Source organism: Haliea atlantica, from assembly GCF_054779855.1.
This window is the reverse complement of the sequence record NZ_BAAGXL010000006.1, coordinates 101,460-115,842: the sequence shown is the minus strand read 5'-3', so window position 1 is coordinate 115,842 and position 14,383 is coordinate 101,460. Positions and strand designations below refer to the sequence as shown.

Here is a 14,383-nt window from a genome sequence, read left to right as displayed (position 1 = left end):
ACCCCATGGATTCCCCTGCACAGGAGCTCGATTGTGTTAGAAGCCTATCGTGAACACGTGGCCGAACGGGCCGCCCTCAATATTCCGCCCAAGCCCCTCTCCGCGGAACAGGTCGCGGACCTGGTGGAACTGTTGAAGGCTCCCCCGGCGGGGGAAGAAGCTTTCCTGCTGGAACTGATCAGCGAACGCGTCCCCCCCGGCGTGGATGAAGCGGCCTATGTCAAGGCCGGCTTCCTGTCCGCGATCGCCAAGGGCGAAGCCGAGAGCCCCCTGATCGACGCCGAGGCCGCGGTTCGCCTGCTCGGCAATATGCACGGCGGCTACAACATCGAGACCCTGGTCGGCCTGCTCAAGGATGACAAACTGGGTGAATTGGCCGCCGAGGAGCTCAAGCACACCCTGCTGGTCTTCGATGCCTTCCATGACGTCGACGAGCTGGCCAAGGCCGGCAACGCCAACGCCAAAGCGGTGCTGGAGTCCTGGGCCGAGGGCGAGTGGTTTACCCGCCGCCCGCAAGTGGCCGAATCGATCAAGGTGGCGGTATTCAAGGTCACCGGCGAAACCAACACCGACGACCTCTCCCCCGCCCCCGACGCCTGGTCGCGCCCGGACATCCCCCTGCACGCCCTGGCCATGTACAAGATGACCCGCGACGGTCTGACCCCCGAAGAGCACGGCGTCACCGGCCCGATGCAGCAGATTGCCGAGATCCAGGCCAAGGGCCTGCCGGTCGCTTTCGTCGGCGACGTGGTCGGCACCGGCTCCTCGCGCAAGTCCGCCACCAACTCGGTGCTCTGGTTCTTCGGCGAGGACATGCCCGGCACGCCGAACAAGAAAAGCGGTGGCATCTGCATCGGCGGCAAGGTGGCCCCGATCTTCTACAACACCATGGAGGATGCCGGCGCCCTGGTCTTCGAGGCGGATGTCGACCAGCTGAACATGGGCGACGTGATTGAAATTCGCCCCTACGACGGCAAGATCCTCAGCGAGTCCGGGGAGACCCTGTCCGAGTTCGCCCTCAAGTCCCAGGTGCTGCTGGACGAAGTCCGCGCCGGCGGCCGCATCAACCTGATCATCGGCCGCGGCCTGACCGCCCGTGCCCGCGAGGCCCTGGGCCTGCCGGTCAGCGACCTGTTCCGCACCCCGGAGCAGCCCACCGACAGCGGCAAGGGCTTTACCTTGGCGCAGAAGATGGTCGGCAAGGCCTGCGGCATGGAGGGCATTCGCCCCGGCACCTACTGCGAGCCGCGCATGACCACGGTCGGCTCCCAGGACACCACCGGCCCGATGACCCGGGACGAGCTGAAGGACCTGGCCTGCCTCGGCTTCTCCGCCGACCTGGTGATGCAGTCCTTCTGTCACACCGCCGCCTACCCCAAGCCGGTGGACATAGACACCCAGCACACCCTGCCCGACTTCATCATGACCCGGGGCGGTGTCTCCCTGCGCCCGGGTGACGGCATCATTCACAGCTGGCTCAACCGCATGCTGCTGCCCGACACCGTGGGCACCGGCGGCGACAGCCACACCCGCTTCCCCATGGGCATCTCCTTCCCGGCGGGCTCTGGCCTGGTGGCCTTCGCCGCCGCCACCGGCGTGATGCCCCTGGACATGCCGGAATCGGTCCTGGTGCGCTTCAAGGGCGAACGCCGCCCGGGCATCACCCTGCGCGACCTGGTGCACGCCATCCCCTACTACGCCATCCAGCAGGGGCTGCTGACGGTGGAGAAGAAGGGCAAGAAGAACATCTTCTCCGGCCGCATCCTAGAAATCGAAGGTCTGTCCGGCCTGACCGTAGAGCAGGCCTTCGAGCTGTCCGACGCCTCCGCCGAGCGCTCCGCCGCGGGCTGCACCATTGCCCTGGATGAGGACACCATCGCCGAGTACCTGCGCTCCAATGTGGTCCTTCTGCGCGCCATGATTGCCGAGGGCTACGGCGACGCCCGCACCCTCGAGCGTCGCGCCCGCAAAATGGAAGAGTGGCTGGAAAACCCCAGCCTGATGAAGGCCGATGCCGACGCCGAGTACGCGGCGGTGATCGAGATCGACCTCGACCAGCTGGCCGAGCCGGTGGTCTGTGCCCCCAACGACCCCGACGACGCGCGCCTGCTCTCCGAAGTCGCCGGCGACAAGGTGGACGAAGTCTTCATCGGCAGCTGCATGACCAACATCGGCCACTTCCGCGCCGCCGGCAAATTGCTGGAGCAGTTCAAGGGCGGCCTGGCCACCCGGCTGTGGGTGTCGCCGCCCACGCGCATGGACGAGCACCTGCTGATGGAAGAGGGCTACTACAACATCTTCGGCCGCGCCGGCGCGCGCACCGAGATGCCCGGCTGCTCCCTGTGCATGGGCAACCAGGCCCGGGTGGCGCCCAACAGCACGGTGCTCTCCACCTCCACCCGCAACTTCCCCAACCGCCTCGGGGACGGCGCCAATGTCTATCTGACCTCGGCGGAACTGGCGGCAGTCGGCGCGATCCTCGGTAAACTGCCGACACCGGCGGAATACCTGGAGTACGCCAACAAGCTCGACTCCATGTCGGCGGAGATCTACCGCTACATGAACTTCGACCAGATCGTGGAGTTCCAGAAGAGCGCCGAGGACGGCAAGCGCATCGCGGCCCTGGAGATCAGCGAAGTCACGGCGTAAACGTGACAGGCTGATTGCCGGACGGCAGCCAACAGAGGGCGGTTCCACGGAGCCGCCCTTTTTTTTATGATGATGAGCTACACAACAAGGAGAACAAGCATGTCGGACCAGCCCGTACTCGTCGATGTCGCCGATGGCGTGATGACCATTACCCTCAACCGCCCCGAGGCAAAGAATGCCGCCAACCGCGCCCTGGCCGAAGGCATTGCCGCCGCCATGGACGAGCTGGACAGTAACGACGCCATCCAGGTGGCCATCCTCACCGGCGCCGGCGGGACCTTCTGCGCGGGCATGGATCTCAAAGCCTTCGTCAGTGGTGAGCTGCCCATGGTCGAGGGCCGCGGTTTTGCCGGTGTGGCCGAGCGCCCCCCGCGCAAGCCCCTGATCGCGGCCGTGGAGGGTTTCGCCCTGGCCGGTGGCCTGGAGCTCGCCCTGGCCTGCGACCTGATCGTCTCGGCGGACAATGCGAAGTTCGGCATTCCGGAAGTCAAGCGCGGCCTGGCCGCGGGCGCCGGCGGCCTGCTGCGCCTGCCGCGCCAGATCCCCCCCCGGCTGGCCATGGAACTGGCCCTGACCGGCGATTTCATCGATGCCTCGCGCGCCTACGACATGGGCCTGATCAACCGTGTGGTGGAAGCCGGCAAGGCGCTGGAGGCCGCACGGGAACTGGCGGCGCGCATTTCCGCCAACGGCCCCCTGGCAGTCCGCGTGACCAAGGAAATCCTGGTCAGCTCCCCCGACTGGAAGCAGGACGAGATGTGGCAGAAACAGCAGGCCCTGATGCAGCCCATCTTCACCAGCGAGGACGCCATCGAGGGCGCCAAAGCCTTCGCCGAGAAGCGCAAGCCGGTCTGGAAAGGCCGCTGAGGCCACCCAGCCGGGACCGGGCAGTTGCCCCGCAGCAGGCGGGCCTGCCCGGCCAGTCGGCCTAGAACTTCAGGCCGACACTGGCGATCCGGTCAGCCTCCAGCTTGCGCACCACGAACTCCACCTTGCCTAGGCTAACGCGGTCCCCGACCACGGGCTTGTGGTGGAACTGGCGGTTGATAAAGGTGCCCACGGTCTGCTCCCGCAGTTCGCCGGGAACATCAAAACCGTACATGGTACCCAGGTCAATCAGGCGCGCATCGGGCTTGATCACGAAGTCGCCGTAGAAGCTGGACACCTGGCGCTGCCCATCCCCGGTTGCGGGAGCAAAGACCCGGGCCAGCGCGGGCGGGGTCTCGGCGGCCGCCAGCACCAGGATCTGGTCACCCGGCACCAGCTTTTCCTCGCGCCAATCGGATACCAGCACCCCCTGGCGCACCAGGCCCACCAGCTGCTCGCCCCCGGCCAGCGGCAGGCGCCGCGCCGGCATGCCCACGGCCTTGCTGCCCTCGACCGCGGTATAGAGCATCAGCTCCTTGTCCTGCTCATCCGGCAGGCGCAGGGCGAGGTGTTCCGGGTCCACCTGACTGGAAGGCACCTCGACCCCCAGCCAGCGGGCCATGGGGGCGATGGTCCAGCCCTGCACCACCAGGGAAATCAGCACCATGAAGAAGGCCAGCTCGAAGTAGGTGCGGGTCAGCTCCAGCCCGGCGAGGGAGGGAAACAGGGCCAGGATGATCGGTACGGCACCGCGCAGGCCGCACCAGCTGATGAACAGCTGCTCGCGCCAGGGAAAGTGAAACGGCAGCAGGGAGAGCCAGACCGCCAGGGGCCGCGCCACCAGGATCAGCACCAAGGCAATTGCCAGCGCGGGCAGCGCCAGGGGAACCAGGTGGCTGGGGGTGACCAGCAGCCCCAGCATCAGGAACATGCCGATCTGTGCCAGCCAGGCAATGCCATCGTGAAATCGCCGGATATCGCGGGCGTTCGGCAGCGAGGCATTGCCCACCAGGTAGCCCACCAGGTAGATCGCCAGGAAGCCGCTGCCACCCCAGAGGTTGGTCAGCCCAAAAACACTGAGCCCACCGGCGAGCGCCAGCAGCGGGTAGAGGGAGCCGGACAGGGGCAGCCGTCGCAGCAACAGCGTGAGCAGGTAGCCGCCGGCAAAGCCAACTGCCAGCCCCAGCCCCATCTGGCGCAGGAATTCGCCCACCACCGACCAGCCCGGTGCATCGGCGCCACTGGCCAGCAGCTCCACCAGAGCGATGGTCAGGAAGATCGCCATCGGGTCGTTGCTGCCGGATTCGATTTCCAGGGTGGCCCCGGTGCGCTCCTTGAGCTGCAGCCCCGCCGCGCGCAGCAGGCCGAAGACCGCCGCGGCATCGGTGGAGCCGACAATGGCGCCAATCAGCATGGCTTCCAGGAGTGACAGTTCCAGAATCCACCAGGCTGCCAGCCCGGTCACCCCCGCGGTGACCAGCACCCCCAGCGTCGCCAGGGAGAGCGCCGGCCCCAGGGCCACCCGGAAGGTGTCGCGGCGGGCCCCGAGGCCACCGTCGAAGATAATCAGTGCCAGGGCCAGGCTGCCGAAGAGATAGGCCTGCTGGATGTCGTCAAAGCGGATACCCCCCAGCCCCTCCTCGCCCGCCAGCATGCCGAGCAGGAGAAAAACCAGCAGCAGTGGCGCTCCCACCCGGTTGGAAAATACACTCGCCACCACGCACAGCAGGGCCAGGGCCGCGCCGCCGAAAATCATTGTGCTGGTAAGCTCTACCGTTCCCATGGACAGACCGCTGCTCTACTTTGCAATTTGCGCCCTTTATACCACGAGGTCGCGGCACTCCGTTCCGGCGCGCCGGATTTTCACCGTTTGCGACAAAGGAACCCGGCGCCAGCGAGGGGGTCAGAGAGACACAGACCGGGGGGCATCGCCACAGGATGGCGCCCCCTCGCCGAACACCCGATCCGGGCCAGGAACGGCCCGGTTTGAACTGACCACGGACGGCGCTACACTAGCCGATCCTGGTGCGGAGGTAGACCATAACATGACCCAATTCGCTCGCGTCATTCGCGCGTCCGCGCGCCCCTGTGCGCTCCTGCTGTCCCTGGCGCTCCTGCTCCCCGCGAGCCTGCTGCAGGCGGCCATTGAACACACCGAAAGCCAGCGGCAGACCATTGTCGAAATGATCGAGCAGCTGGAGGAGCGCCACTACGCACAGCTGATCTACGACGACGAGCTGTCGTCCCGGCACCTGGACAACTACATCGACGCACTGGACCCCGGCAAGATGTTCTTCATCCGGAGCGACCTGGAGAGTTTCGAGGAGTACCGCCTGGCCATGGACGATGACCTGCATGCCGGGCAGCTGGATGCGGGCTTCACCATCTTCAACCGTTTCCAGGAGCGGCTCGAGGCGCGCCTGCAGTCGGTTCTCGACGCACTTCCCGCCCAGGTCGCGGCCATGGATTTCAGCATCGACGAAAACTATGTGCTGGACGACGAGGCCCGCGATTGGGCCAGTAACGGCGCCGAACTCGACGAGCGCTGGCGGCTGCACCTGAAGAACCAGGTACTGAGCCTGCGCCTGGCGGAAAAGCCCGAAGAGGAAATCGTGCCGACCCTGGAAAAACGCTATCGCAACCAGCTCAAGCGCGTACAGCAGTACAACAGCCAGGATGTCTTTCAGGTCTACGCCAACGCCCTGACGGAGCTCTACGATCCACACACCAATTATCTGTCACCGCGCCGCTCGGAAAACTTCAACATCAACATGAGCCTGTCACTGGAGGGCATTGGCGCCGTGCTCCAGCTCGAGGACGAATACACCCGGGTAGCCCGCCTGGTCGCGGCTGGTCCCGCGGACAAGCAGGGCGAGCTGCGCCCCTCGGACCGGATCGTCGCGGTGGCCCAGGGTGAAGGCGGTGAATTCGAGGACGTCATCGGCTGGCGTCTGGATGAAGTGGTGGAGCTGATCCGCGGGCCCAAGGGCTCGACCGTGCGCCTGCAGGTGATTCCCGCCGGTGCTACCGCCGATGTGCGCCGCGACATCACCATCGTTCGCAACGAAGTCAAGCTGGAGGAGCAGTCCGCGCAGAAGGAGATTATCGAAGTCCCCGGTGCCGACGGTGACACGCTGCGCCTGGGCGTGATCGACATCCCCGCGTTCTACATCGACTTCGAGGCAATGCGCCGCGGCGACGATGATTACCGCAGCACCACCCGCGATGTGCGTCGCCTGCTGGATGAGCTGGAAGCCGAGGGCATCGACGGGCTCATCGTGGACCTGCGCCACAACGGTGGCGGCTCCCTGCAGGAAGCCAACGAACTCACCGGCCTGTTCATCGAGTATGGCCCCACCGTGCAGATCCGTCATGCTTCGCGGCGCGTGTGGCGCGATGGCAAACGCCTGCGCAGCCCCTATTACGACGGCCCGCTCGCGGTCATCATCAACCGACTCAGTGCCTCGGCCTCGGAAATCTTTGCCGGCGCCATCCAGGACTACGAGCGGGGTGTTGTCGTCGGCGACCGCTCCTTTGGCAAGGGTACGGTGCAGACCATGATTCCCCTGACCGAAGGCCAGCTGAAGCTGACGGAGTCCAAGTTCTATCGGATCTCCGGCGAGAGCACCCAGCACCGGGGGGTAGTGCCGGACGTGGTCTTCCCGTCCCTGTTTGACCCGGAGGAGATTGGTGAAAGCGCTCTCGAGCACGCTCTGCCCTGGGATCAGATCAATCCGGTCCGCCACCGCCGCTACGGCAATGTTCGCAGCATGGCGCCGAAACTGCGGGAAATGTTCGAGACGCGCAGCAGCGACAACCCCGACTTGCGCTACCTGCAGGAGCAGGTCGCCCTGGCCGAGGACACCCGCGACTTGCAGGCCCTCCCCCTCAATCTGGCGGAGCGCCTGGCGCTGCGCGACGAGCAGGAAGAGCGGGCACTGGCCATCGAGAACCGCCTGCGCAAGGCCCGCGGCGAGCCCTTGTTGACAGAGCTCGAGGCCGACCCTGAAGAAGAAAGTGCCGCCGCGGATGAACGGGACGAGGGTGAAGACGTCGAGTCCGACGTATTGCTGACCGAAGCCGGCAATATTCTCGCGGATGTCATGCTGATGGAGCGCCAGGCCTACGCCCAGCGCAATGGCATCAGCGAGGCCCGCTGACCCGAGGGACTGCAATTTGTCTCAACCAAGGACACATCGCGTCTCATAATTAACGCATAAGTACTATTACTAAGGCGACAGGCGTTCATTTTTGCGTAAGATGCGCAGGATGAGTTGTGACCTTAAGATGGTGCTTGATGGATTGGGTTGAAGGCATTGCCGAGGTCCTCCCGGTCATTCGACTGGATGAGCAGGCACGGATCGTCTCCATGTCGCCTGCGGCACTGCAGATGTTTGGTGTACACGAGCAGGAAGCCCGGGGACAGGTGCTGGCGGAACTGGGCACGCGCGAGCAGATGCTGTCCCACCTTCCCGAAAGCTGGCGGATCGGGTACAAGCCTTCCAATGAGGGCCTGGTGCACCTGCTTGAGCAAGCCTCGCGGTCAGCGGGGAACGCCACCCTGTGGATCTGGCTGCTGAGCAGCTCCGGGCGCCTGTTTCGCGGCATCTGCAACATGATCAAGCTCGACCGGGGTTTTGTCGTCTACACCGCCAATGTCGAGGACCCTTTCAGCCGCGGCATGGTCCGGGCGGAACGCGATGGCACCATCGTCACCGCCAGCGGTGGCCGCTGGACTTTTGATCACCTGCGCCTGCTCGAGGATTTCATCAGCGGCGACACCCTGCAACAGCTGGCCACCCACCACCACACCAGCACCTCGCGGGTACGCACTGTCCTCGACAAGCTGGCCGAGTCCAACGGTTTCAATACCGCCAGCGAGATGCGCGCCGCCATTTATCGCACGTACGTGGAGGAAGTGGTTCCGGCCCGGCAAAACATTTTCCCCGTCCTCTGCGCCAACCTGCCGGGCTTTCCGCTGCACGACGCCCCACCCAATTGAGCCGTCCCGCCGTGCAATAAACCGGGCCAGGCCCTATAATATCGGGCTGACTTGCCAGCTGGCATCGCGGGCGCCCCCCGCCCCCTCCACACCATCACCACAGGATCTTCATGCACCGGGAAACCCCTGTCCCGCTGTCCATGGTGTTCGCCCTCGGCTTCACCATGATGCTCGGCCCCTTTGCTATCGACACCTATCTGCCGGCCTTCCCCCTGCTCGCCGAAAGCCTCGGGGTCGAAATACACGCCATCGCGCTGAGCATTTCGGTCTATATGGCCTCCTTTGCCGTGGGCCAGCTGGTGGGTGGCGCGCTCTCGGATCATTTCGGCCGACGCCGAATCCTGGTCATCGGACTGTTGGCCTTCTCGGCCTCGAGCCTTCTGCTCACGACCATCGACACCCTGGCAGGACTGTTGACCGGACGGGTGCTGCAGGCCTTTGGGGCTGGCTGGGCTGCGGTTTCCATACCGGCACTGGTCCGCGACCGGGTGCACGGTCGGCAGGCCGCCAAGCTGTTTTCGATGATTGGCCTGGTCGCCATCGTGGCACCCGCCATCGCACCCAGCATCGGCAGCCTGCTGCTGCAGTTCGGCGGTTGGGAAATCGTCTTTGCCTTTCTCGGCCTCTATGCCCTCGCCCTGCAACCCCTGCTGGCCGTGACGGTATTCCGGGGTCCACAGCGCCCGCGCGAGGTATCCACCCCCGGCAGCATGTTGCGACGCTACCGAGAAGTACTGCGCAACCACCAGGCCTTGCCGTTTATCGGCTGGCAGACCTCGGCCTTTGCCGGCCTGATCGTCTTCGTCACCTACGCGTCCTACATCTACCAAATGCATTACGGCGTCTCGGAGCAGGTCTTTGCACTGCTGTTTGCCTGCAATATCGTCAGCATGTTCGCGTTCAACCTGGGCAACCGTTTCCTGCTCAACTGGTTTTCTCCACTGCGCATTCTCCAGGGTGCCACGGTTATCCAGCTGCTCGGCGCCGTGGTCCTGGTGGCCGTGGCTGCCAGCAACGGTCCCCTGGAGTGGTTCCTGCCCGCCATGATGCTCTACGCCGGCACGCTGGGGGCCATCAGCCCCAACAATCAGGCCTGCTACCTGGAACACTTCCCCCAGCACAGCGGCACGGCCGCGGCCCTGATGGGCACGACGCAGTTCGGCATCGGGGGCCTCCTTTCCGGGCTGACCACACTGCTCCCCCACACCCTGCTGTCGGTGTCGCTGTGCATTGCCGCGTGCGGTTTTGCGGGAGGTATCTTTCTGCTTTGGTCCCTGCGTAACGGGCAGCAGGGTGACCCCGAGCCACCCACCGCCTGAGTGCCCCACAACCCCAGCGATTCTCTACCGGGCCGAATGGCATCACCGCTGGAGCGGGCATCCGCGGAAATCAACTGATCGCGGGAGCTTGCATTTTGCGCAGCTGGCGGGGAAACTCCACCGCAAAGGCCCGCCCTTTGGGTGTGCCTCATAATAAAATGCAAATACAAGCAGCAGCTCTCATTATAAAAAAGTGATAACAGCGGGGTACTACCATGTATAACCTGACCCGGATCAAGGGCGCCACTCTGTGCGCGCTGACTCTCGCCATTCTCGATACACAGGCACCAGTTCTGGCCGCGGGCGCGCTGGAAGAGGTAGTCGTCACTGCGCGCAAACGCAGCGAAAGTCTCCAGGACACGCCCGTCTCGGTGACCGCCCTGAGCCGGGAAACGCTTATCCAGTCCGGGATGCAGCAGCTCACCGCCATCGAAAGACAGACTCCCAATCTCAGCTTTACCGTCGGCACCGGCGGCGGTAGTTCAACGGTCAATGCCTTTCTCCGGGGCGTCGGGGAGTTTGATTTCATCCTGACCACCGACCCCGCCGTTGGCGTCTACCTCGATGGGGTCTACCTGTCCCGGGCCTTTGGCGCCAACCTGGAGCTCTCCGATGTCGAGCGTATTGAAGTCCTGCGCGGCCCCCAGGGCACACTGTTTGGCAAAAACAGCATCGGCGGCGCCATCAACGTGATCACCCGGCGCCCCACCGGCGAAACCGAAGCGGAGATCAAGCTCAGCACCGGCTCTCGCGACCTCTGGGGCGTCTCCCTGTACGGCCAGACGGCGATTTCCGACACACTCGCCGCCAGCGCCTCATTCCTGCAGCGCGAGGCCGATGGCTGGCAGCGGCGACCGGGCGACGATGCCGGTGATGTCGATCTGGCGACCGGCCGGGTCTCCCTGGCCTGGACGCCGAGTGAAACCTTCGACTCCACCCTGACCGCCGACTGGCACCGGCAGGACCAGACCGGTTACCCCAACGTCATGCTGACCTGGCAGGACGGCACCACCTTTGGTGACCTCTGGAACCTGCTCAACCCCGATACCCCCTGCTGCACCCCCAACCGCGACATCGACCGTTCCGGTGCCGGCGGGCCGCTGCCGGAAGACGATGTCAAAGGCCTGGGTCTGAACTGGACCAACCGCTGGCAACTGAGCGATCAACTGGAACTCAAATCGATTACCGCCTGGCGGGAGGTGGATGCCCAGTTCGGTCGCGACGGTGACAACAGCCTGCTCAACTACAATGGCGACTACCACGACCAGGACCACGAACAGTGGAGCCAGGAATTGCAGTTTCTCGGCAGCCATGGCAACTGGGAATGGGTTGGCGGGCTCTACTATTTCGAGGAGGACACCCGCGATCTCACCGACCTGATCATTATCCAGGGCCTGGGAACCTCCGTCAGCTTCGACAACCGTCAGAAAACCACCAGCCAGGCTGCCTACGCCCACGCCACCTACAGCCTCACGCCCAGCCTGGACCTGTTTGCCGGCATTCGCTATACGCGCGAGGAAAAGGACTTCACCCAGGGCATCAGCAACACCGATTTTGGTGTGCCCCATGTTTTCTTTCAGCCCGGCGAGCCTGTCGGAAGCTGTCTCTTTGATCGCCCAACAGCCTGGTTTGATTGCAGTCAGGACTGGTCCAATACCTCGCCAAAGGCCGGGCTTTCCTGGCAATGGAACCAGGACGTGATGCTCTACGCCCATGTCAGTCGCGGCTTTCGCAGCGGCGGCTACAACGGTCGCGCCTTTGGCAGTGCCGCCGACCTCCAGGAGTACGAACCGGAAATCCTCACCGGTTATGAAGCGGGCATCAAAAGCGAGTGGCTGGACCGGCGCCTGCGACTCAATGCGGCGGCCTTTTACAACGACTACGAAGATATCCAGGTACTGATTACCCGTGCCGGTTCCGTAGCCGTGGAAAATGCCTCCGAAGCCTCTATCGAAGGGGTTGAGCTGGAGGCCACCTGGTTGCCGATGGAAACACTGCGGGTGCACAGCGGCATTGGATACCTGCGGGATGACTCCGAGGGCTGGGTCGATATCACCGGAGATTTTACCGATACCGAACTCAAACATACGCCAGAGTGGACGGCCAACCTTGCGATTGATTATCAGCAGTCTCTCGGCGAGTACGGTGCGCTTACTTTCCGCGGCGATATTCGCTACACCGCCGAATACTACCTGAATGCGGTAAACAGTGAAGTGCTGCAGGTGCCAGGTCATTCCCTGCTAGGGGCAGGCATCATTTACGACACACCGGACCGCCGCTGGGAAATGTCGCTCATAGGCACCAACCTGGGCGACAAGCGCGTTCTCAATTCTGGTTTCGACGGCAGCGGTTTCTTCGGCTATTTCGAGGGCAGTTATAACCGGCCGCGCACCTGGACCCTGAGTCTGCGTTATCGTTTTCAGGCCTGAGCGCAGGTGCAAAACATGCTGAAAGGAACACTCGACGCACTCGACCAGGCTATCATTGCCGCCCTTGAGGGCAATATTCGACGCCCCACACAGGCGATAGCCGAAGCCGTGAGCGCAACCCCGGCGACAGTAAAACGGCGGCTGGACAGACTACAGGGGGAGCAGATTATCACTCTTTCCCCCCTCGTGGACCTGCGCGCAGCGGGCTACGAATACCTGCTGATTATTGGTATTCGGGTGAAGCAGCTGTCACCCTACCGGGTCGCCGAGCGGCTCGGCGAAATTCCGGGGGCTCTGACCGCGAATGTCACCCTGGGCACCCAGGATATCGAACTGGTTGCCGCCGCTCGCGATCGCGAGGAAGCCAGTCACCTGCTGGCAGAAACCCTGCCAGCTATTGATGGCATCGCCAGCCTCGAGGCGGCGCTGTCACTGGATGTCTGGAAGTTTCGCAGCGGTGTTCTGGACCCGGCCAGGGTGTCCCCTAAATCCAGGCCTTCTCTGCTCGATGCTCTCGACCGCCAGATTATCCAGTCCCTGCGCCATACCGCCCGCAAAAGCAACCGGGCGATTGCCGCCGAGATCGGTATTTCCGAAACGGCGGTCCGAAACCGCCTCGCCCGCATGCAAAAAAATAAACAACTTAACTTTGAGCATGTCTGGAAACCCCTCGGGCAAAAGGATATTGCCGCCTTCGTGGGCATCGATGTCAAAAGCGGTGATGCAACGGCAGTCTGTCAGGCGCTGGCAGAAATCGATTCAGTGAGTTTTGTGACAACGGCCCTGGGGCGACACAATATTTTCTGCACGATCAATGTCGACAACCTGGAAACCCTGACACGGGTTCTGCACGAACGCATCATACCGATACCGGGCATACTCAGCACACGCCCCTCACATTGTCTGGATCAGGTTATTCACCAGCTCGAACTTGGGTTTATTATTTAATAAAGCTTTGGCAGCCAACGGACGAATTGCCCGCAATAGCGCCCTAAAATACCCTGCTGCCACGGATTTATTTATTATCTTCACTTTCAGTATTCCATTGACGTTTCATCCGGCAAATTTTCCCGGAAAACAAATCACTTTGCATAAACAAGCGGAAAATCCATATAATGCGACTTTCCAACAATGAATGAAAAAGGAGATCTGCATGAAGGGTAAGCCCTCTGCACTTCAGGAGTTCGCAAAATCCAAGACCCGGGCCAAGGCCGAAGCCAGAAAACTGCCTTTTGCAGAGCTGGAAAAGCTGATCAAGTCGCTGAATGAAGCTCTTGAAGCAGAAAAGGCCAAGGAAGAGAAAAAGCTGGAGCAGGAACGTCTGGCCACAATCGACAAAATCAACAACCTGCTCGCGGATACCGGCCTGAAACCCGAAGACCTGAAAAAAACCAAAAAGACCCGCGGCAAAGCCAAGGGTGCAAAAGCCGGACGGAAAATGGGCAAGGTTCCTCCGCGCTATCGTCTGGTCATTGATGGCAAGGAACACCTGTGGTCCGGACGCGGGCGGACCCCTCGGGTTTTTCAGGAATACTTCGATGCCGGCAACAGCCGGGAAAGCTGCGAAATTCAATCCTGATGTTTCTGGCCACCCCGGACCCGGGGTGGCCGATGTTTGCAATAGTTCCCCTACATGACACTGACACATTATCGCCTGCTGTTCGCCATCAGCCTGGGCACGACACTGCTGTTGTTGCTGCTGCCGGGTAACTGTGTGGAGGCGTTGCAGGACCTGCTGCGCGCACTCTGGCCCTGGGGTAGCCGCTCCTCTCTGGCCCTGAACAATCTGCCTACCGACAAGCTGGTACATGGCTCGCTGTTCACACTGTGCGGATTGCTGCTGGTAAAGGGCTGGCGACTGCGCGGACGTCAGTGGGTTCGCCCCTGGGGCCTTCTACTGCTTGCCGGGACGATTACCGAGCTGCTGCATATCGCACTGCCCGGGCGCAGCTTCGAGTTCAGTGACATGCTGGCAAACACACTCGGTGCCAGCATGGGCATCGCCATCGGATGCCGGCTACAAAGCTTCCGAGGGTAAAAATCCAACCTTCCAGCTTAACCCATAAAGCTGGACGCAGCCAAACACCCCTTGCGAGGTAATCCGCGCCCCGGCTGAT

The 14,383-nt window shown here is 63.0% G+C and carries 10 protein-coding genes; 9 read left to right on the top strand and 1 reads right to left on the bottom strand.

Annotated elements, in window-relative coordinates; all coding sequences use genetic code 11:
• Positions 1-33 precede the first annotated feature (33 nt).
• Complete coding sequence (gene acnB / locus ACYVGS_RS07165) at positions 34-2,649, top strand: bifunctional aconitate hydratase 2/2-methylisocitrate dehydratase (RefSeq protein ID WP_460587986.1); 2,616 nt, start codon at positions 34-36, stop codon at positions 2,647-2,649.
• A 99-nt stretch (positions 2,650-2,748) separates the two neighbouring features.
• Positions 2,749-3,516 carry a crotonase/enoyl-CoA hydratase family protein gene (locus tag ACYVGS_RS07160; RefSeq protein WP_460587985.1) on the top strand — a complete coding sequence of 256 codons (768 nt, stop codon included), beginning with the start codon at positions 2,749-2,751 and terminating at the stop codon, positions 3,514-3,516.
• A gap of 61 nt (positions 3,517-3,577) precedes the next feature.
• On the opposite strand, the gene ACYVGS_RS07155 is transcribed toward ACYVGS_RS07160, so the two are convergent.
• Entirely contained in the window at positions 3,578-5,299 is a 1,722-nt protein-coding gene (locus tag ACYVGS_RS07155) for a potassium/proton antiporter (protein ID WP_460587984.1), read from the bottom strand.
• A 262-nt stretch (positions 5,300-5,561) separates the two neighbouring features.
• Here ACYVGS_RS07155 and ACYVGS_RS07150 point away from each other — a divergent pair, with 262 nt between their 5' ends.
• From ACYVGS_RS07150 to ACYVGS_RS07120, 7 genes are all read left to right on the top strand, one after another.
• On the top strand, positions 5,562-7,676 hold the full coding sequence (locus ACYVGS_RS07150) for a carboxy terminal-processing peptidase (RefSeq protein ID WP_460587983.1): 2,115 nt from the start codon (positions 5,562-5,564) through the stop codon (positions 7,674-7,676).
• A 137-nt stretch (positions 7,677-7,813) separates the two neighbouring features.
• Positions 7,814-8,518, top strand: a complete 705-nt coding sequence (locus ACYVGS_RS07145) for a PAS domain-containing protein (protein ID WP_460587982.1) — start codon at positions 7,814-7,816, stop codon at positions 8,516-8,518.
• Between the two features lie 110 nt (positions 8,519-8,628).
• On the top strand, positions 8,629-9,837 hold the full coding sequence (locus tag ACYVGS_RS07140; RefSeq protein ID WP_460587981.1) for a multidrug effflux MFS transporter: 1,209 nt from the start codon (positions 8,629-8,631) through the stop codon (positions 9,835-9,837).
• A gap of 215 nt (positions 9,838-10,052) precedes the next feature.
• Positions 10,053-12,266 (top strand): TonB-dependent receptor, encoded by a 2,214-nt coding sequence (locus ACYVGS_RS07135; protein WP_460587980.1) that lies wholly within the window; start codon positions 10,053-10,055, stop codon positions 12,264-12,266.
• Positions 12,267-12,281: 15 nt separating this feature from the next.
• Positions 12,282-13,214, top strand: coding sequence for an Lrp/AsnC family transcriptional regulator (locus ACYVGS_RS07130; protein WP_460587979.1), 933 nt, complete (start codon positions 12,282-12,284; stop codon positions 13,212-13,214).
• Positions 13,215-13,419: 205 nt separating this feature from the next.
• A complete protein-coding gene (locus ACYVGS_RS07125) occupies positions 13,420-13,845 on the top strand; it encodes an H-NS histone family protein (RefSeq protein ID WP_460587978.1) in 426 nt (141 codons plus the stop codon).
• A 54-nt stretch (positions 13,846-13,899) separates the two neighbouring features.
• Complete coding sequence (locus tag ACYVGS_RS07120; protein WP_460587977.1) at positions 13,900-14,304, top strand: VanZ family protein; 405 nt, start codon at positions 13,900-13,902, stop codon at positions 14,302-14,304.
• Positions 14,305-14,383: the final 79 nt, after the last annotated feature.

What these genes read in the sequence shown, in the direction of transcription:
- ACYVGS_RS07160 (WP_460587985.1), top strand. Translation starts at nt 2,749, where the DNA reads ATGTCGGACCAGCCCGTACTCGTCGATGTCGCCGATGGCGTGATGACC.
- ACYVGS_RS07155 (WP_460587984.1), bottom strand. Translation starts at nt 5,299, where the DNA reads ATGGGAACGGTAGAGCTTACCAGCACAATGATTTTCGGCGGCGCGGCC.
- ACYVGS_RS07150 (WP_460587983.1), top strand. Translation starts at nt 5,562, where the DNA reads ATGACCCAATTCGCTCGCGTCATTCGCGCGTCCGCGCGCCCCTGTGCG.
- ACYVGS_RS07145 (WP_460587982.1), top strand. Translation starts at nt 7,814, where the DNA reads ATGGATTGGGTTGAAGGCATTGCCGAGGTCCTCCCGGTCATTCGACTG.
- ACYVGS_RS07140 (WP_460587981.1), top strand. Translation starts at nt 8,629, where the DNA reads ATGCACCGGGAAACCCCTGTCCCGCTGTCCATGGTGTTCGCCCTCGGC.
- ACYVGS_RS07135 (WP_460587980.1), top strand. Translation starts at nt 10,053, where the DNA reads ATGTATAACCTGACCCGGATCAAGGGCGCCACTCTGTGCGCGCTGACT.
- ACYVGS_RS07130 (WP_460587979.1), top strand. Translation starts at nt 12,282, where the DNA reads ATGCTGAAAGGAACACTCGACGCACTCGACCAGGCTATCATTGCCGCC.
- ACYVGS_RS07125 (WP_460587978.1), top strand. Translation starts at nt 13,420, where the DNA reads ATGAAGGGTAAGCCCTCTGCACTTCAGGAGTTCGCAAAATCCAAGACC.
- ACYVGS_RS07120 (WP_460587977.1), top strand. Translation starts at nt 13,900, where the DNA reads ATGACACTGACACATTATCGCCTGCTGTTCGCCATCAGCCTGGGCACG.